Below are 17,568 nucleotides of genomic sequence, written 5' to 3'. Positions count from 1 at the left end.
GACCTTCGCCATTTGCGCCATTTCACTTCCGTCGCCAAGGGGTTGAACTGGGTACGGCCTGGACTCTCCGAGGTATGACCTCGGGGTCCGAAAGCCGCATGAATGCTGCTTGAAGGGGTAGGACCATGCCGAGCATCGTGTCCATCAAGTTCAACGCTGAAGAGGCCGAGGTGCTGCAGCGTGCCCATGCGGCCTCGGGCATCGCCGGCCTGAGCTCGCACATCAAGCAGGTCTACTTCGACGCCCTCACGCTCAACGTCGGCGTGCTCCAGGAGATTCGATCCGAGCTCGAACGCATCGGCGCCGAGGTCGAGCGGCTGCGCGATAGCGATGGTGGAAAGACCGATCCGGACTTGCTGCTGGGCATCCTCTGCGGCCTGTACGTCATGGTTCGCAAGTCGGTCAGTGAAAGCATCCGTGCCCAGGCTGACCAGGTGCTGGACGTCACGGCGATCGAAGGCTTCCTGAAGGGCAGGTGATGTTCGTCAGCCATCGCAGCCCCGACAACGCCCTGCGATCCTTGCTCGCGCTCGGTGTGTTCGCCGCCATCCTGGCGGGCTGGGTCGCTGGCGTCGCGCTCTACTACCGGCTACCCGCATCGATGTTTGCACGGGGTCTCTGGTATGCGGCCAAGGAGACGCCCGGCATTCCAGCGCTCTGGATCGGGCCGATCGCGGGCCTGATTCTCGGCGTGCTGGTCTTCGCCGTCTGTGCGAATCGCTACGTCAATCACTTCGGCGGCGCGGCCTTCGTGACGAGACTGAGGGGGCCCAGGATGGTGAGCCAGACGCTGCTCGCCGCGCAGACCAGGAAGGGCAGGGGGCAACTGCGTTTTGCCGGGATTCCCATTCCTGCGGAAGTGGAGAACACCCAGTTCTTCGTGGGCGGTTCGACCGGCACGGGCAAGAGTGTGTGCATCAGCGACTACATCGAAAGCGCGGTGGCGCGTCAGGACCGCATCATCTGTGTCGATCCCGACGGCGCATCCATGCGCTACTTCTACGCCGCTGGCGACGCGATCCTGAATCCGTTCGACAAGCGCAGCCAGGGCTGGAGCATCTTCAACGAGATCCGGACCAGCTTCGACTGCGAGCAGTACGCGATCAGCCTGATCCCGCGCAGCCCGTCCACGGAGCAGGAGACGTGGAACAGCATGGGCCGCACGATCGTGAGCGAGACCCTGACGGTGTTGCTGCGGCAGGGAGCGGGCACCACGGAGCGCCTGGTCTACTGGCTCACGACGGCCAGCAATGACGACCTCAAGGCGCTGCTGGCGGGAACGCCGGCCGCCGGCTGCTTCCACGGAGCGCCGGACACCCTGGCCAGCATCCGGACCGTGCTGACCCAGTACATCACGCCGCACAAGTACCTGCCCTCGGGCGACTTCTCGTTCCGGGATTGGCTCGACGCGGGCCGGGGAGGCCTGTGGATCACCTGGCGTGAGGACATGCTGCAGGCGTTGAAGCCATTGATCTCTTGCTGGGTGGACGTGACCTGCGCCAGCGTGCTGTCGATGCCGGAGGATCCGGACCGGCGCATGCACCTGGTCTGCGACGAACTCGACTCACTGGAGAAGCTGAACTACATCATCGACGCCGCGACCAAGGGACGGAAGAAGGGCCTGCGCATCATGCCGGGGGTGCAGTCGCTGGCGCAACTCAACGACATCTACGGCAGGGACGACGCGCTGACGTTGCGCAACTGCTTTCGAAGCGCCTTCCTGTGCGGCATCGGCGAACTCGACACCTACACCGCCGAGGAGTTCTCTCGCGGGCTCGGCGAACATACCGTGCTGCGCCGGGCGCCCAGCGTGTCGGTCGGCAGTGCAGGCGGGAAGGGCACCCTTTCGCATCGCCAGGACACCGAGCGCCTGGTGTCGCCGGCCGAGTTCCACCTGCTCCCCAATCTCACGGGCTACCTGAAGCTGGCGGGCAACTATCCCATCGCACGCGTGACCATGAGGTACAAGCCACGCCTGGTGGTTGCGGCGCCGATGGTCATGGCGGACGGCTTTCATGATCGGCCACAGGAAGAAAACCTGCTGTTCTCAGCCGCGGCCGATGCTGCGCCCGCCACGCCCGCAGCAGTGGCCGCCGCGGCCAGTGCCTGACGCTGGAGCGCCGGCGGATGCTGTCCTTCAAGTTCGTGACCAGCGCCTCCGGCGCAGCCCACTACCTCGAAACCTCCGACGACTACTGCGGCAAGGAGGGCCATCGCGGCGACTGGATCGGTCAGGGGGTGATCGATCTCGGGCTGGACGGCATCCACGCCGTCGATCGCGAGACCTTCCAGAACCTGCTCGACGGCCAGTTGCCCAACGGGAAGCGCGTCCGACTCAGCCAGACCAAGGGCAGCAAGGACCGCAAGGGCATCGACTTCACCTTCAGTGCGCCCAAATCGGTCAGCATCCAGGCGCTCGTGAAGGGTGACCCGCGGATCATCGACGCGCACGACGCGGCCGTGAAAAAGAGTCTCGACCTGCTGCAGGAGTTCGCTGCCACCCGCAAAAAGCAAGCCGGCCTGTCGTATCGGGAGCGCACCGGCAAGCTCGTGACGGCGACGTTCCGCCATGAGCTGTCGCGCGCGCAGGATCCGCAACTGCACACGCATGCCATCGTCATGAACCTGACACGCCGTTCGGATGGCGAATGGCGGGCCCTCTCGAACGAGGACATGCTCAGGAACGTGAAGGTGGTGGGCGCCTTCTACCGAGCGACGCTGGCGGCCGAGCTGAGGGCGCTGGGTTTCGAGTTGCGCGAGACCCGAAAGGGCGGCTGGGAGCTGGCGCACATTTCCGATCCGGCTATCCGGCTTTTCAGTCAGCGTAGCCAGGAGATCGAGCGGCTGCTCGCGGCACGCGGTCAGGATCGGGAAAGCGCCACCACCGCCCAGAAACAGATCGTCACGCTGGCCACGCGCCGCAAGAAGACCGAGAGCGACCGTGCCTGGCTGCGCGCGCACTGGCTGCAGACCGCACGCGAGGCCGGCATCGAGCTGGATGTCCAGAGTGGGCTCGGGCAGACGATCCAGCGAAGAGTCGGCAAGCTGGGCGACGCCATCGTCGAGAAGCTGACCGGCAAGGGGGCCAGCGCGACAGCAGCCAATGACGCGATCGATTTCGCGATCGCGCACCTGGCGGAGCGGCAGGGCATCTTCACCCGGGGCGAACTGCTCGAGGTGGCCTATGGCCGCGCCGCAACGCGCACCAGCACCACTGCGGTCGAAGCGGCGCTGAACTCGGCGCAATCGGATGGGCGTCTGCTGCCCGAGCTGCCGCTGTACCAGACGGCGCGCTCGCTGAACATCAGCGCCTCGGAGCTGCTGAAGGATCCTCGCGCGGGCCGCTTCAAGGGACATGACGACTCGGAGAAGCTGACCCGCTCTTCATGGATCGCCCTGACGATGGCGGTGCGCGGCCAGGCCCAGCAGCAGGCGCAGGCCAGCGTCGACGCGGCCATCCGGCGTGGTGCGCTCGTCTCGGCCGAGCCGCGCTTCACGACGCCCGAAGCCCGCCGCAGCGAGATCCGCATCCTGGCCATCGAGAAAGCCGGGCGCGGCGCCGTGCCCGCCGTGGCATCTGCTGAGGCGGCGGCCGGCATGCTGGCATCGAGCGACCTGAATGCCGGCCAGCGTGATGCGGTGTCGATGGTGCTGACCGCGCGCGATCGCTTCGTCGGCATCCAGGGCCTGGCAGGGACCGGCAAGAGCCACATGCTGCGCAAGGCCGTCGAAGGGATCAAGGCCGAGACCGGCAAGCTGTCGGGCAAGCTCGGCTACCGGGTGATCGGGCTGGCGCCCTACGCGTCGCAGAACCAGGCGCTGGCTGCGCTGGGTATGGAGTCGCAGACGCTCGCCTCCTTCCTTGCCCGAACCAGTCAGCATCGAGCGCTCGATCGCCGTTCGATCGTGCTGCTGGACGAAGCTGGCGTCGTGCCGGCGCACCAGCTCGAAAAGCTCATGGCCATCGTCGAGAAGCACGATGCGCGGCTGATCCTGGCGGGCGATCGCAAGCAGACCCACGCGGTGGAGGCCGGCAAGCCTTTCGAGCAGCTGCAGGACGCCGGCATGACCAGGGCCTACCTGACCGAGATCAAGCGCCAGAAGAACGAGGCGATTCGTGCGGCGGTGGTCCACGCGGCGAACAGCGAGGTTCCCGCCGCCGTGTCGGTGCTCCAGCACACGGTAGTGGAGGTCAAGCAGGACGCCCGGCGCTATATGCGCATTGCGCAGGCCTATGTGCAGCTCCCGGCGTCCGAGCGACTCGAAACCCTGATCGTCGCCGGGACCAACGAGGCACGCCGGGCGATCAATGCGCTGGTGCGCGAGGGGCTGTCACTTCCGAACGGTGAAAAGGTGGGAGTCTTGAACAACGTCGACATGACGCGCGCCGAACTCAAGTCAGCGCAGAGCTACGAGGCCGGCCAGATCGTCGTGCCGCAGCGCAGCTACGGCAGCGATCTCGTCAAGGGCGAGCAGCTCAGCGTCGTGAGCCACGACATCCGGCGCAACCTGCTCACCGTGGAGCGGGAAGGGGGCCGGCGCTTCGCCTTCAACCCCGGTCGGCAGTCCATGCTGCGCTTGTACGAGAAGGAGAACGTGGATCTGGCGCCGGGCGACTGGGTGCGTGTGAGCGCGAATGACAAGGCCCTGGGCATCTGCAATGGCGAGCGCTACCAGGTGGCGGCCGTCGATGCGACGCATGTGACGCTCAAAGGCGGTCGCCTGGGCATCAGGATCGATCGCCGGCGGCCCATGCACCTGCAGCACGGCTATGCCAGCACGATCCACTCTGCGCAGGGTCTCACCAGGAACCGGGTGCTGGTCGACGCCAACACGAAAAGCCTGACCAGCAACCGGGCGGTGTTCTACGTGGCCATCTCGCGGCCGCGCAACGACATCACGCTGTTCACCGACGACGCGTCGACGCTCGCCGCGGCAATGAGCCGGGAGCCGAAGAAGTTCGCGGCACTGGAATTGCGCGATGCGCGCAACGAGCAGATGGTCCTGAAAACCAGGATAGACCGTGCCGCCAGGCTCAAGCTTGCCGCTCAGGTCAGGATGCGCCCGCCGCCTGCACGGCCGGCAGCGGCGGCGCTCGGGGTCGCTCACCAGAGGTGAGGTGGCCGTAGCTGGTCGCCACGCGGTGTCGGTCCCGGCGGGACCCTCGTGCACTGCCCGTTCGACCGCGCGACGGAAAAGCCCTATCGGGAAACCGGGGCTCGAGGGGATTCCAAGCCATCGCTCTCGAGCGCCGCAATGATGAACTCGATCTGCGCGGGCTTTTCGAACACCCTGAAGTTGTACTGGCTCGACGCCGCGGCGACCTCCGCCGTGTTGATGCTGCCGTCGCGCAGGCGCCCGCTGAGCAGGGCGATGGCGCCGTGAACAGCCTGCTCGCGGATCTTTGCCACGACCGGCAAGGCATTGCCGCCGCGCACTTTCCAGTCGAGGATGTAGCCGTCGAACGGCGAGCGCTGGATCTCTGCGATCAATGCATTCGCGGCGCTGAAACCCACCGGCTCGTAGCCTTTCTCACGCAGCGCGGCGCAGATCGTCTGCGTGACTTCCTTGTCGTCGTCCAGTACCGCGATGCGGGCAGGCGGGCCGATCGTCTGGTCGATTTCGAAGCGGGCAATCTGCCGGGTCCTGGACGATTTGGGTACCGAGTCTGCAGGAACGACCTTGTAGGCGCCGGCGCTTTCCACGGCCACAAAGGCGGCGTTGCCGAGCTCATCGCCATCGGCAAACCAGACGCGGCACGGGGCCCGGACCTCTCCCACCTGCAACGTCGCTCTCGTCGCTCCCTTGGCACGTCCGCCGCCGAGCATCTCCGGAAGCGACTCCCCGAACTTTTCCGCGAGGGTCTGCAACTCGTCGATGGTCCAGGCAGCCGTGCTGTGAACGCGACGGTGCGCAGCAGCGCGCGAGAGATTGAAGAACTCGCCGACGAATGTGGATTGCCTGTGCTTGGGGATGCCGTGGCGGTCGAGCAGGGCGCGAACGGCCTGAGCGGCTTGCGACGGTGGTTCGTCTTCGTCGGGGGGCGGACTGGATGTCATCTACTCTGGCCTTATCCAAATGTAAGTTTGCGTCACGCGCAACTACAAATCATCTTTTGTATCGTAAGACGATACATAATACGCCACGCCAGACAGCACTGACTAGTTTTCCATCCGTTGACGATCAAAAAATGCTCGCTACGACCATGCAAAGCCACTCCACCGCGACGTTGTGCGATGGTCTACGGCTTGCGCCCTTCCTTGCAAGCGGTACGCGTGGCAATGCAGGAGCGGCGCAATGGTAGCGATCGCTGCGTTGCTCGATCAATGTGCTCCGCAGGTCTCGCCGGTGCTGATGCAGGCGCTCGTGCGTGCCGAGTCGGCCTGGCAGCCCCTGGCGATCGGCATGGACAAGGCGCACGGTTCGGTGAAGCAGCCGGCGAACTTGGAGGAGGCCGTCGCAACGGCCAAGGCCCTGGATGCCGCTGGCCGCAAGTTCTCGGTCGGACTGGCGCAGATTCACGCGAGCAACGTGTCGCTGTACAGGCTGACCTGGCAGCAGGCCTTCGATCCGTGCCAGAACCTCGCTGTGGGCCAGAAGATCCTCTGGAACTCTTACCACCGTGCCGTGGCCTCCGGCTATTCCGGCATGGCAGCGATATGGGCGGCGCTGCGCGGCTACAACTCCGGCGGCGTGGACCGGGCGATCAGCGATGCGTACTGCAACCGGATCTTCGCGTACATGAGCAGTGCGCCGCCCTCGGTGCATTTCGGCGCCGGTGCCCTGGCCGCCCGGCCCGCAGTCTCGGCCCCGCGCGCGGCGGTGAACGTCGCTGCGCTGCCGGCGGACGAAACCAAGAGCAAGCCCACCCTTGCCGGCGAGTCGCTCGACATCTTCGAAAAGGCCGGCAGCCGCCCGGGCTTCTGACCCTCTACCTGCGCAGTCAAACACCGACCACTTCACCTCGGGAGGATTCCATGCTTGTCCAGTTCACCATGCCGCTCCACAGGATTGATCTCGCCAAGGCTCGCCGCGCGGCCGGTTGGGCGCGCATGGCATGCGTTGCGGGCGCGCTCGCAGCAGCTGGCGATCCCGTCATGGCCCAAAGCCTGAAGCAGGCCGGCGTCAACATCTTCAACGTCATCTACGGCGTTGTCGGAGTGATCGGCGCCATCGCCTGCCTGCTCACGCTGCTGAATTGGGTGACCGGCAACTGGCTCGGCCGCGACGATCCGAAGAAGATCTTCTTCCAGGCGCTGCTGGGAACGGCGCTGGCCTTCGGTATCGTGGCGATCATCCAGTTCGTCAAGGACATGGTGGGCGGATCGGCCTCGGGCATCTCGAACCTTTGAGCGCCATGATGGAGGCCGGTCAACGCCACGAGGAGCCGGCGCTCGAGCGCGCCGTGATCTACCGCGGGCCGCAGGCACCGGTGCTGCAGGCCTACGTGCCGCTGTCCGTGTTCGGCGCCGAATGCATGCTCCTGCTGCTGTGCACGCGCCTGTTCGGGTTCTGGACCCTCCTGCTGCTGCCGCTGCATCTGGTCCTGGTTCTCAAGACCAACGACAACCCGTTCTGGGTACGGGACCTGGTGGCGAGCTACCGGCACCGCTGGTTCGCCCTGAACAAGAACAGTCACGGCCGCGGCGTGGTCAGCTTCAGCCCGCACCTGAATCGGAGCGAGGTGCAGTGATGTCTGCCGTGCCCAGCACCAAGGCCGAGCGCAGTGTCGCCAGCTGCCTGCCGTACTCGCAGCAGATCGACGACCACACCGTCATCACCTACGAGGGCGACCTCACGCAGACGATTTCGGTGCAGGGCCTGTCGTTCGAGACCCTCGGCCACAGGGAGCTGGACAACCTCAATCAGCAATGGTTCTCCGCGATCAACAACATCGCGCGCAGCCCGAACGTGGCGCTGTGGACGCATCTGGAGCGCCGGCGCGTGCGCTACGACTTCTCTGACATCCGCTACGACAACAGCCTTTCCGCGGAGTTCGCCCGGCAGTACGCGCGCAAGTTCGAGGGCGAGCAGCACTTCACCAACCAGCTGTTCGTCTCGCCGGTGTATCGCCTTGCCGGCAACCGGGCGGACCGCACCAGCATCCGGTTGTCGAAGCGTTCGAGCGAGGCCATGACCGAGCTGCGATTGCGGGCGCGCGACGAGCTGTCCAAGCTGTCCGCGCAACTGATGGCGAGCCTGAAGCGCTACCACCCGCGGCAGCTCGGGACCTACGACCTCGACGGGCGGCTGTGCTCGCGCACCGCCGGGTTCTATGGCCGGCTGCTGAACAACACCGACCGGAACATCGGGCTCGGGGCGTACGCGTTGAGCCAGAGCCTGCAGGCCGCGGCGCTGAACTTCGGCGCCGAGACGGTGGAGATCGAGGGCGCGGCCGGCTCCCGGTTTGCCGCCATCCTCACGCTGGTGGCCCCGTACCGGGCCGAGCAGCTCGATGCCAAGGTCTTCGAAGGCCTGCTGTCCTCGTCCTTCGAGTTCGTTCTCAGTCAGTCGGTGACGGTGATGGCCTTCGACAAGGCCGATGCCCTGCTCAAGACCCAGTACAACAAGATCAAGTCCACCAGCGACAACGAGGAGCAGCTCAAGGAGGTCGCCGCGGCGCGCACCCAGCTGCAGGCCGGCAAGTTCTCGATGTTCGAGCACGAGCTGATCCTGGTGGTCTATGGCGACTCCATCAAGGAACTCAACCAGAACGTCAATGCCGCCGTGACCCTGCTCGACCAGAAGAGCATGAACACCTCGCGCGAGCGCGGTGGGGCGCTGATCTGCACCTACTTCAGCACGCTGCCGGGCAACTTCAATTACGGACGCATCCGGGCGATGCCGATCAGCAGCAAGAACTTCTCCAAGTTCTTCCCGATGCACAACCATCCCAGGGGCAACGCGCAGGGCAGCCAGTGGGGTGCGCCGATTGCGCTGCTGAAGACCGCAGCGGGTGGGCCTTACTTCTTCAACTACCACGTGAGCCGCAACCGGCTGATGGAGCAAGGCATCCGGCTCGACTACGACGACGAGCCGGTGGCGCGGCGCGGCTCGGAGGAAGACCAGGGCGGGGCGGCCAACGACGCCGCCGGTGACGCGCGAGCCCGGGTCCACCGCAAGGAGCTGGGAAACTACAAGATCATTGGGCGTTCGGGCGGCGGCAAGACGGTGTTGAAACTCGCGCTGCGCCTGCTCGCAAGGAAGCAAGAGATGGCGAGCGGCCGGCCGCTGAAGATCTTCAGCTTCGACAAGGACTACGGCGAGGAGATCTGCATCCGCGCCATGGGCGGGCGGTACTTCCGGATCACCGGCGGCGAGCCGACAGGCATGAACCCGTTCTCCATGCCCCCGACCCCGGAGAACATCTCCGTGATCCTGAGCATCATGAGCTGGAACGCGCAGTTCGATGGCAAGTATGTCATGACGCACAAGGACGAAGAGGATCTGCTGCGCAGCATCCGGCAGGTCTACGAACTCGAGCCCAAGCATCGCCGCTACGCCCGAGTGCGCGATTCCCTGCCTACCCATCGCGAGAGCAGCCTCTACAACGCGCTGGGTCGCTGGTGCGACGGCGGTGCCTTTTCGTGGGTCCTGGACAACGAGACCGACCGGTTCGATCTGAGCGGCGCCGACACCTTCGGCTTCGACATGACCAACTTCCTCGACATCGAGGAGGCGAGAACGCCGATCCTTCGATACCTCACGCACAAGATCGCGCAACAGGCGTCCGGCGCGCCGCACATCATCGACATCGCCGAGGCCTGGCGGGCGCTGAAGGATCCGCTGATGCAGAGCTTCATCGAGAACAAGGGCAAGACGATCCGCAAGGAAGACGGCGTGATCGGCCTGGACACCCAGGAGCCCAGCGACATCAGCCGCTCGCCGCTCGGCAGCACGCTGCTGTCGCAGTTCCCGACCCAGCTGCTCCTTCCCAACGGCGAGGCCGAGCAGGCCGACTACATCGACGGCCTGAAGCTTACGCCGCGCGAGTTCCACCTGATCAAGCACACCGAGGAGAACTCGGGCCAGTTCCTGCTCAAGAAGGGCGCCGAGTCGGTGCTGGTCAGGATGGACCTGAGCGGCATGGACGACATGCTGGCCGTGCTGTCCGCGAGCCTCGACAACGTCGAGGTCATGCACGCAGCGATCGCCGAGGGGGGTCCCGAGCCGGCCGCCTGGCTGCCCCTGTTTCTGAAAAGGAGAGTGTGATGAAGCGGTTCATGTGCGCTAGGCGCTTCTTTCTCGGACTCGTGGCGAGCGCTGGCCTGGCCAGCGGCGCCAACGCCCAGATCCCGGTGACGGTCACGAGCGACATCCCGGCGACGATGAACCAGATCGAGACGATCATGAAGTGGACCGAGCAGCTGCGCTCGATGAGCGACCAGCTCGACCAGATGAAGCAGGTCTACGGGACGCTGCAGGGAATGCGCAACCTGGGCAGCCTCATGAACAACGACCTGCTGACGCAGTACCTTCCACAGGACTACGTTGGCGCGGTGCGGTCGCTCAAGAACGGCAGCGGGTCGTTCGCCGGCATCTCGGGGTCGCTGAACGACATCATGCGAGCCAACCAGCTGCGATCGTGCGCGGAGCTCAACAGCGATCCCACCATGCGTTCTTCCTGCAACCAGCAGTGGCAGCAACTGGCACTACAGAAGCAGATCGGCGACATGGGTTACCGCAAGGCTGCCGAGAACATCCGCAACCTGCAGACCTTTGTCGGTTCGATCAACGCGTCGACGGACGTGAAGGCGATCAACGAAGTGCAGGCGCGCATCCAGGTGGAAACCGTGCGGATGCAGAACGAGCAGATCAAACTTTCGACCATCCAGGCGATGGAAGAGGCGGACCGCCGGCTCCAGCAGCAGTCGGCGATCGACAACTTCAATGCTGGCATGACCCGTGGGGCGGCTGGCGGCATCAGGTTCTAAGACCATGAAACACGGCTTTCTCGAAGTCGCGGCGATCGCCGTGGTAATTCTCATCACTGCTTGCACCAAGCAGGATGCGGTTGAGGTCCCGAAATTCGACCCGAAGCACGTCGCCGTAGAGGCGGACAAAGGAAATCTCGGGCCTCTCAAGGATCTGAACGCCGCTTGTAGCGCCGAGGTTGAGAAGAGCGGCAAGAGGGGTTCCGCATGTAACGCTCAAGACGAGGTCGGCGCACTGCGCAAGCCATTGAAGCTGCAGTTCTGATCATTGAAATGAAACCATGGCCGACAACATCATCGGCGACATCTACGCCAAATTCGACGGAGCGCTGAGCGGCTTTTACGAGGGTGCTGCAGCTGGCATCTCCGGATACGTGATCCCCATCGCCTGGGTGCTACTCGGCATCTGCATGTTGATCTGGTGCTACCTGATCATCGAGGGCAAGGTTGCGGTGCCGATCACTGATTGGTTGCTGAAATTTGTCGGCTTCATGGTGGTGCTGTACATCATGGGAAACGGGTATCTCAGCTGGGTAGCCAGACCCATCTTCGATCTTCCGTCCGCTCTAACGACCGCGCTGAGCAACAGCGCGACCAATGCGCCTGATTTGCTTGGGCAAGTCAACGAGAAGGTTGTCGATCTTGTCTCCGCCATGTTCGCAGCAGGCAGCAACCTCGTTAAAGAACTTGCCATCGGTCCTGCGATTGCGCTATTCCTGATGGGCGCCCTAGTCATCGTGGCGACATACCTTTTGCTCGCCGTCGCGTTGTTCGCGATCATCTTTTCGAAGCTGGGCCTGAGCATGGTCCTCGCTGTCGGGCCGTTCTTCGTGCTCGCGCTCATTCTTCCGCAAACGAGGAACTACTTCTACTCGTGGCTGAACACGTCGCTCTATTTTGTTTTCTATCACGTGTTCACGGCGCTGTTCATCTTCATGTTTATCGGGATCGTGAACAGCTACGTGGGGACGCTGAACAACACGCTTGGCGGTACAGGCGGAGGGGGCGGCGTGCTGAGTATGGTCGCCAATCTTCTTGGCGTGCGTGGCTCGGGCCTCAACGTAGCGGCCATCACTATCCCGATCCTACTTATCTCGTTAGCGATGTTCTTCATGTTCCTGCAGATTCCGACTATGTGCGCATCGCTCACAGCCGGAAGTGGTGGCTCGTTCAGTGCGGGACTCACGAACTTGATTCACGGACGGTCGCTGCTGAGCCGCTCGAGCTCCAGGTGAGGATGGTGATATGAAGCATCTGCCAAAGCTGTTCTTGTTCGCCGTGGTCGTCAGCCTCCTCGGTTGCGGCGCGCCCAAGCCGCCCGGCTGGCCGGTAGGTGAGGAGCGGCCCATCAACGCGCCGCAGAGCACGAAGGCAGCCAGGTGACCGACAAGCAGACCTACTTCTCGCAGGCGCTGGACTGGGATACCCAGCAGCGCCTCGATCTGGAGCGTCGCGCCTCACGCAACGCCAGGATCGCCTGGGCCTGCGGCATCCTGTGCGCCTTGAGTGTGCTCAGCATCAGCGTGCTGCTTCCACTCAAGCAATTCGTCCCCGCCATCATCCGCGTCGACAACGCCACCGGTGCCTACGACGTCCAGGCGCCCGGTGAGACAGTGACAGTGGGCCGCGACCGCGATCAGAAGATCGTTCAATCGGATGTCGCTCGCTATGTGCTTGCGCGGGAGGGCTTCACGCGCGGCGAGGCCGAGGCCAACTACAAGACGGCCTACCTGATGTCCTGCGGACCGGTGCGCACCGATTGGGAGAACTACTTCAATCCCGAGATCAACGCGCAGTCGCCGGTCAAGACGATGACGCCGACCGATTCCGAGCGCGCCGAGATCCAGAGCGTCACATTCCTGCCGACCGACCAGGACGATCTGCGCGTGGCGCAGGTGCGCTTCGACAAAACCGTGACGCGCGGCGTCGCGCCGTCTGTGCGCACGCGCTACATCTCGACTCTCACGGTGCGGTACGACAAGGCCAACATCCCGTCCCAAATCAAGGACCTGCACGTCAATGCCTTTGGCTTCTGCGCGGTGAACTACCGGCGTGACCAGGAGGGCGTGCCGCAGGTGCTCGGCGCACCGGCAGCGCCCGGGTCGATGGGGCCAGCTCCTGTCTCGCCGACATCTAATGCGATCACGCCGGCCAATGTCGGCATGCCGCAGGCCGCAACCAGATGAACCACTGTGCGTGTGCGCTCCTTGCGCTGCTGCTGTCGGCCGGATTCGTCCGCGCCGAGATCGGCACCGTGCCGTCGGCGGGCGATGCGCGGATCCAGACCGTGAAGTTCACCGGCGACAACATCATCCGCATCGCAGCTGCCGAAGGGGTGGTCACCACGATCGAGCTCAGCAAGAAGGAGGAGATCAAGGACTTCGCGATGGGCGACCGCGATGCCTGGCATGCGGCCGTCAACGGCAACCTGTTCGTGCTCAAGCCCAAGGACGTCAGGGCGGACACCAATCTGACCATCTTCACGAATCGGCGCTCGTACCTGTTCCAGCTCAAGACCACCAGCCGCACGTCGCGCAGCGTCGCGTACTGGGTGCGGCTGCAGTACCCCGAGCAGGACGCCAGCACACCTGAGGCTATCGCGCTGGCGAAACAGGAGGCCGAGCGCAGGCAGATGAATTCGGACTTCAAGGAGTCCTCGCGTGAAGGAACGCTCAACTACGACTACTGGATCGTGGGGCCGCAGGAGCTGCAGCCCCTGTCCATGCACGACAACGGCCGACAGACCTTCATGCTGTTTTCTGCTGCCAACCCGCTGCCCGCGGCGTTCGTCATCGAACCCGACGGGACCGAGAGCCTGGTCGACTACCACGTCGAGGAGGACACCATGGTGCTGCACCGCGTGGTGCAGCGCGTCATCCTGCGCCGCGGCGCGCTGGTGGCGGGCATCACCAACCGCTCGCCGAGCCTGCCGATCCAGTCATCGCCGACCGGCACCGCCAGCGGCAGGGTCCAGCGCGCAATCCGGGAACCGGGAGGCTAGCGATGTTCGAGCAGAAAAGGGAAACACCGGTTGCCGAGGAAGAGCGCGAGGGCCTGGTCGAGCGCAAGCGCGCCGTCGCGCCCGGGCAGAAGCTGATCCTGGTGGCGACGTCGACCGTGGCGGCGCTGCTGATCCTCTTCGGGATCGCCAGCAAGAACAACTACTTCGGCCTCTTCGGGGCGCAGGCAGCATCGAAGAATGACCCCAAGACCGATGCGCGGCCGCTTGCCGCGCCCGAGGTCAAGGTCCCGCTGGCGCTCGGTTCGGTGGCCGCTCCGCCGACGTACGTGGAATGCCCCGGCGGCCTGCGTCTTCCGGTCGGCCTGAACTGCCCCGAGCTCGAAAAGAAACCCGACACCGGCCAGCCCGCCGCCCAGGGCGGCAGGACGGAGGAGGATCGTGTCCGCGAGCGCCGCCGCAAGAGCGCGATCAACCTTGCCGCGACGCAGCCGGTGTCGGCTGCTGCGGCGCAGCTGGGTGCTGTAGTGACGACGGCGTCTGGCCTGCCCGGCGCCTCGACGCCGCAAGGCGGCACGAATGCCCTGGCGAGCGCACTGTCCGCCACGATCACGCCGGGCACCAGCGCGACCATCAACCGCAACCCGTCGATGACGCTGGCCAAGGGCACGCTGCCGGACTGCACCCTGCTGACGGCGATCCTGACCGACCAGCCGGGGTTCCTCAAATGCATCCTCAGCGCTACGGTGATGTCGATGGATGGGAAGGTGGTGCTGATGGAAGCGGGCACGACCATGGAAGGCGAGTACAGCCAGGGGCTGCAGGCCGGCCAGCAGACGATCTTCACCCTCTGGTCGCGTGCGGTGACGCCGAGCTTCGTGTCGGTGCAGCTCAATTCGCCCGGTACCGATGCGCTGGGCCGCGCAGGCACCTCCGGCTATGTCGACAACAAGTGGTTCGAGCGCTTTGCCGGGGCGGTGTTCTTTTCGCTGTTCGAGGATGCCAAGCAGAGCTACATCGCCCGGGACGACGCGAGCGCCTCGCGATTAGCGGGCGCTACCTACGGCGATACATACAACATCGGCACGCAGGGTTCGCTCTCGCAGCTGAACAACACGGGCAGCACGACCAAGTCGATCGTCGAGGAGATGCTCAAACAGGGCAGCCAGCTGCGGCCGAGCCTGTACAAGAACCAGGGCGAGGTCATCAAGATCTTCGTGGCGCGGGACGTCGACTTCTCGACGGTCTACGAGTTGCGCCCGGCCGCATCGGTGAACTGAGGAGCGCGGTCATGGGCGCATCCGACAAGTACGTTTCGATCCTGGCGCACCTGCGTGCATTCCAAGGCTGGCTGGCCGATCCGAGCGTCAACGAGGTGGCGGTAAACGCGCCGGGCACCGTGCAGCTGTGGAAGCGCGGCGTGTGGGAGCAGGTCGAGGCGCCCGCGATCAGCTTCGAGTACCTTCAGGCGCTGGGCAACTTCCTGGCGAACATCTCGCAGAAGCCCTTCGACGAGGGCGACCCGATCTTGTCTGCCTACCTGCCAGGTGGCGAGCGCATCGAGATGACGATGCCGCCGACCGCGGCGCGCGGGATGATCTACCTCAACCTGCGCAAGCACACGAGCCAGTCCTTCGAGCTGGGCCAGTTTGTCGAGCAGCGCTACTTCCAGCGCACGCGGCATGTGCACTCGGCATCGCTGTCGGATGACGAGCGTGCGCGACTGCTCGTTCATCTCGAGCCGGCACAGGTCGAGCTATGGGATCTGGCCAGGGCGGGTGACTGGTCGGCATTCTTCGCACGGGCGGTGAGAGAACATCAGAACCTGATCGTTTCCGGTGCCACCGGCAGCGGCAAGACCTCCTTTATCCGTGCCCTCATCGAGTTGATCCCGGCCTGGGAGCGACTCATCACCGTCGAGGACACGCCGGAGATGCCGCTGCGCAATCATCCGAACTCGCAGGCGCTCTTTTATCGGCGGGATTCGCATGCCGGCGAGCGTGTGGTGGGTGCCACGGCCAAACAGGTACTGCAGGCCGTGATGCGCAAGACGCCCAACCGCGTGCTGCTCGCCGAACTGCGCGGTGATGAGACCTTCTACTACGTGCAGAACGTTCTCAACTCGGGGCACCCGGGCGGCATCACGACCGTTCATGCGAACTCGCCACAGGAGGCGTTCGTTCGGATCGCGCTGCTGATCAAGGCGTCCGACGAGGGACGCAGCCTGGCTCTTCAGGAGATCATGCGGCTGCTGCACACGCTGGTGCATGTCGTCGTGCAGTTGGTGTTCGATCGCGAGCTGGGGCGGCACGTCCCGGCCGTCTACTACGACCCGATGCATGCGCTATCCGTCGTGGGCTAGATGATCCGGCAACAGTAGGAGATGGACATGAATCATGTGCAACTGATCGGACGTCTTGGCCGGGATGCGGAGCGGGCCGGCTCGGCCGAGGATGTCCTTGCGATTCTTAACCTGGCGACCAACGAACGCTGGACGGACAAGGCCGGCCAGGACGTCGAGCACACCGAGTGGCATCGGCTGGTCTGCAAAGGCCGGCTGGCCCAGTGGGCTCTGTCCACGCTGGGAAAGGGAGCCGAGGTGTTTGTCGAGGGCCGGTTGCGATCAACACGCTGGACCGGGCGCGATGGCAGCCAACGACGCGGCTTTGAAATTCTGGTGGACGAGTTGAAGGTGATCAGTGATGCGCCGCGAAGAGATCGCGTGGTACTGGCAGCGAAGGGCTTGTCGTCGATTGAGAAGCTGCTCAGGGATCGCGCCAGCGGCAGGAGGCGCGATGTGTCCCTCGCCGACTTGTCGGGGATGCTCGGAAGTGTGCGCGAGTCTCTTGAGCAAGAGGCAGCGGACGCGCGTTTGTGACCGACACGCTTGGCCTGCCCCAGGCGTCTAAAGTCATACCGAGCGTGGACAGCGCATCATGACCTGGATGGGTATTCCGGCGCATCGTGACCGCCCGTTCCGGGCCATCGTGACCGGGCATTCCGGTCGAACGCGCAGGTACATGCCGCCGCCGTCGGCGTAACGCTCGCCGATCGCGGCACCCTTGTGCTTCACCTGCCTCATGAACGTGTCTGTCAGCATCGCCGCGCCTGGGCTTGTCGGTACCGCGTGTCGGTACCTGATGTCGGGACCAGCGCAGGTACCTGCAAAAGTACCGACAAAGTACCGACATGGCATGCTATGCCGCGGATTGGCTTGCGGCAAAGAAAAACCCGCTTTCCCTCGAAGAGATGCGGGTTCGGAGACTGATTGTGAATTTCGAGAACGTTTGGCGCTGATTTCGGCAATGGACGGCGCTGCTTTTCAGGTTCGCCGCTTCGACAGAACCTAATTTCCGGCATGACGTGTCACTGTTTCGCACCTTTCCGGCAATTCGTGTCGCGTCTTGGAAGAGGGCGCCTGTCGTTCTTCCCCGATGAGGCACCGTATCGCGGTGCGGGTTGTGCGACGCGAATGGACACCGCTGGATGCTGGGTGTACGGAAAGGCAGACGCCTCCAGGGAATGTCACCCCCCAAAGCGGGGATGCGGATTCATTTGTACGAGCACAACATGAAGCTTCCTGGGGTCTGCTGACTCCGCTCCATGTCACAGTGCAAAGTGATCGACTCGCGCAGGGAGAAGCCTACGGGGCCGGCTACACGATCATTTCCGCCA

The 17,568-nt window shown here is 64.4% G+C and carries 17 protein-coding genes; 16 read left to right on the top strand and 1 reads right to left on the bottom strand.

Going from position 1 to position 17,568, the window contains the following annotated elements; all coding sequences use genetic code 11:
• Positions 1–125: 125 nt before the first annotated feature.
• The 3 genes from ACSQ9A_RS16260 to mobF are packed head-to-tail and all read left to right on the top strand — an operon-like array spanning position 126 to position 5,118.
• Positions 126–479 (top strand): hypothetical protein, encoded by a 354-nt coding sequence (locus ACSQ9A_RS16260; protein WP_436304371.1) that lies wholly within the window; start codon positions 126–128, stop codon positions 477–479.
• Positions 479–2,110, top strand: a complete 1,632-nt coding sequence (locus ACSQ9A_RS16255; protein WP_436304370.1) for a type IV secretion system DNA-binding domain-containing protein — start codon at positions 479–481, stop codon at positions 2,108–2,110. Before ACSQ9A_RS16260 ends, ACSQ9A_RS16255 begins: the two co-directional genes overlap by 1 nt.
• 17 nt (positions 2,111–2,127) lie before the next feature.
• The gene (mobF, locus tag ACSQ9A_RS16250; protein ID WP_436304369.1) at positions 2,128–5,118 is read left to right on the top strand and encodes a MobF family relaxase; all 2,991 of its coding nucleotides are present in this window, start codon (positions 2,128–2,130) and stop codon (positions 5,116–5,118) included.
• A gap of 83 nt (positions 5,119–5,201) precedes the next feature.
• On the opposite strand, the gene ACSQ9A_RS16245 is transcribed toward mobF, so the two are convergent.
• Complete coding sequence (locus ACSQ9A_RS16245; protein ID WP_436304368.1) at positions 5,202–6,059, bottom strand: helix-turn-helix domain-containing protein; 858 nt, start codon at positions 6,057–6,059, stop codon at positions 5,202–5,204.
• A gap of 238 nt (positions 6,060–6,297) precedes the next feature.
• Between ACSQ9A_RS16245 and ACSQ9A_RS16240 the strand changes: the two genes are divergently transcribed.
• Genes ACSQ9A_RS16240 through ACSQ9A_RS16180 form a run of 13 tightly spaced genes read left to right on the top strand, consistent with a single transcriptional unit; the run spans position 6,298 to position 16,771 of the window.
• On the top strand, positions 6,298–6,927 hold the full coding sequence (locus ACSQ9A_RS16240; protein WP_436304367.1) for a lytic transglycosylase domain-containing protein: 630 nt from the start codon (positions 6,298–6,300) through the stop codon (positions 6,925–6,927).
• A gap of 50 nt (positions 6,928–6,977) precedes the next feature.
• Complete coding sequence (locus ACSQ9A_RS16235; RefSeq protein WP_436304366.1) at positions 6,978–7,352, top strand: hypothetical protein; 375 nt, start codon at positions 6,978–6,980, stop codon at positions 7,350–7,352.
• Positions 7,349–7,693, top strand: coding sequence for a hypothetical protein (locus ACSQ9A_RS16230; RefSeq protein ID WP_436304365.1), 345 nt, complete (start codon positions 7,349–7,351; stop codon positions 7,691–7,693). Before ACSQ9A_RS16235 ends, ACSQ9A_RS16230 begins: the two co-directional genes overlap by 4 nt.
• On the top strand, positions 7,693–10,212 hold the full coding sequence (locus tag ACSQ9A_RS16225) for a conjugal transfer protein TrbE (RefSeq protein WP_436304364.1): 2,520 nt from the start codon (positions 7,693–7,695) through the stop codon (positions 10,210–10,212). The genes ACSQ9A_RS16230 and ACSQ9A_RS16225 overlap by 1 nt, the downstream gene beginning before the upstream one ends.
• Complete coding sequence (gene virB5 / locus ACSQ9A_RS16220; protein WP_436304363.1) at positions 10,212–10,934, top strand: P-type DNA transfer protein VirB5; 723 nt, start codon at positions 10,212–10,214, stop codon at positions 10,932–10,934. Before ACSQ9A_RS16225 ends, virB5 begins: the two co-directional genes overlap by 1 nt.
• A 4-nt stretch (positions 10,935–10,938) precedes the next feature.
• Positions 10,939–11,199 carry a hypothetical protein gene (locus tag ACSQ9A_RS16215; RefSeq protein WP_436304362.1) on the top strand — a complete coding sequence of 87 codons (261 nt, stop codon included), beginning with the start codon at positions 10,939–10,941 and terminating at the stop codon, positions 11,197–11,199.
• 16 nt (positions 11,200–11,215) lie between these two features.
• A complete protein-coding gene (locus ACSQ9A_RS16210) occupies positions 11,216–12,169 on the top strand; it encodes a type IV secretion system protein (RefSeq protein ID WP_436304361.1) in 954 nt (317 codons plus the stop codon).
• A gap of 10 nt (positions 12,170–12,179) precedes the next feature.
• Positions 12,180–12,317, top strand: coding sequence for a hypothetical protein (locus tag ACSQ9A_RS16205; protein ID WP_436304360.1), 138 nt, complete (start codon positions 12,180–12,182; stop codon positions 12,315–12,317).
• Positions 12,314–13,120 carry a virB8 family protein gene (locus ACSQ9A_RS16200; protein ID WP_436304359.1) on the top strand — a complete coding sequence of 269 codons (807 nt, stop codon included), beginning with the start codon at positions 12,314–12,316 and terminating at the stop codon, positions 13,118–13,120. The genes ACSQ9A_RS16205 and ACSQ9A_RS16200 overlap by 4 nt, the downstream gene beginning before the upstream one ends.
• Positions 13,117–13,935, top strand: coding sequence for a TrbG/VirB9 family P-type conjugative transfer protein (locus ACSQ9A_RS16195; RefSeq protein ID WP_436304358.1), 819 nt, complete (start codon positions 13,117–13,119; stop codon positions 13,933–13,935). Before ACSQ9A_RS16200 ends, ACSQ9A_RS16195 begins: the two co-directional genes overlap by 4 nt.
• 2 nt (positions 13,936–13,937) lie before the next feature.
• Positions 13,938–15,173, top strand: coding sequence for a TrbI/VirB10 family protein (locus ACSQ9A_RS16190; protein ID WP_436304357.1), 1,236 nt, complete (start codon positions 13,938–13,940; stop codon positions 15,171–15,173).
• Positions 15,174–15,184: 11 nt separating this feature from the next.
• Complete coding sequence (gene virB11 / locus ACSQ9A_RS16185; protein WP_436304356.1) at positions 15,185–16,255, top strand: P-type DNA transfer ATPase VirB11; 1,071 nt, start codon at positions 15,185–15,187, stop codon at positions 16,253–16,255.
• A gap of 27 nt (positions 16,256–16,282) precedes the next feature.
• Positions 16,283–16,771: a single-stranded DNA-binding protein gene (locus tag ACSQ9A_RS16180; protein ID WP_436304355.1), complete on the top strand. Its 489-nt coding sequence runs from the start codon at positions 16,283–16,285 to the stop codon at positions 16,769–16,771.
• Positions 16,772–17,568 lie beyond the last annotated feature (797 nt).

The organism is Variovorax sp. LjRoot290, from assembly GCF_964253985.1.
Lineage (GTDB): Bacteria > Pseudomonadota > Gammaproteobacteria > Burkholderiales > Burkholderiaceae_C > Variovorax.
This window is presented reverse-complemented; position numbering and strand designations above follow the sequence as displayed.

Bases quoted from the DNA above. Each gene is read 5' to 3' on its own strand.
- ACSQ9A_RS16260 (WP_436304371.1), top strand. From the start codon at position 126: ATGCCGAGCATCGTGTCCATCAAGTTCAACGCTGAAGAGGCCGAGGTG.
- ACSQ9A_RS16255 (WP_436304370.1), top strand. From the start codon at position 479: ATGTTCGTCAGCCATCGCAGCCCCGACAACGCCCTGCGATCCTTGCTC.
- mobF (WP_436304369.1), top strand. From the start codon at position 2,128: ATGCTGTCCTTCAAGTTCGTGACCAGCGCCTCCGGCGCAGCCCACTAC.
- ACSQ9A_RS16245 (WP_436304368.1), bottom strand. From the start codon at position 6,059: ATGACATCCAGTCCGCCCCCCGACGAAGACGAACCACCGTCGCAAGCC.
- ACSQ9A_RS16240 (WP_436304367.1), top strand. From the start codon at position 6,298: ATGGTAGCGATCGCTGCGTTGCTCGATCAATGTGCTCCGCAGGTCTCG.
- ACSQ9A_RS16235 (WP_436304366.1), top strand. From the start codon at position 6,978: ATGCTTGTCCAGTTCACCATGCCGCTCCACAGGATTGATCTCGCCAAG.
- ACSQ9A_RS16225 (WP_436304364.1), top strand. From the start codon at position 7,693: ATGTCTGCCGTGCCCAGCACCAAGGCCGAGCGCAGTGTCGCCAGCTGC.
- virB5 (WP_436304363.1), top strand. From the start codon at position 10,212: ATGAAGCGGTTCATGTGCGCTAGGCGCTTCTTTCTCGGACTCGTGGCG.
- ACSQ9A_RS16215 (WP_436304362.1), top strand. From the start codon at position 10,939: ATGAAACACGGCTTTCTCGAAGTCGCGGCGATCGCCGTGGTAATTCTC.
- ACSQ9A_RS16210 (WP_436304361.1), top strand. From the start codon at position 11,216: ATGGCCGACAACATCATCGGCGACATCTACGCCAAATTCGACGGAGCG.
- ACSQ9A_RS16205 (WP_436304360.1), top strand. From the start codon at position 12,180: ATGAAGCATCTGCCAAAGCTGTTCTTGTTCGCCGTGGTCGTCAGCCTC.
- ACSQ9A_RS16195 (WP_436304358.1), top strand. From the start codon at position 13,117: ATGAACCACTGTGCGTGTGCGCTCCTTGCGCTGCTGCTGTCGGCCGGA.
- ACSQ9A_RS16190 (WP_436304357.1), top strand. From the start codon at position 13,938: ATGTTCGAGCAGAAAAGGGAAACACCGGTTGCCGAGGAAGAGCGCGAG.
- virB11 (WP_436304356.1), top strand. From the start codon at position 15,185: ATGGGCGCATCCGACAAGTACGTTTCGATCCTGGCGCACCTGCGTGCA.
- ACSQ9A_RS16180 (WP_436304355.1), top strand. From the start codon at position 16,283: ATGAATCATGTGCAACTGATCGGACGTCTTGGCCGGGATGCGGAGCGG.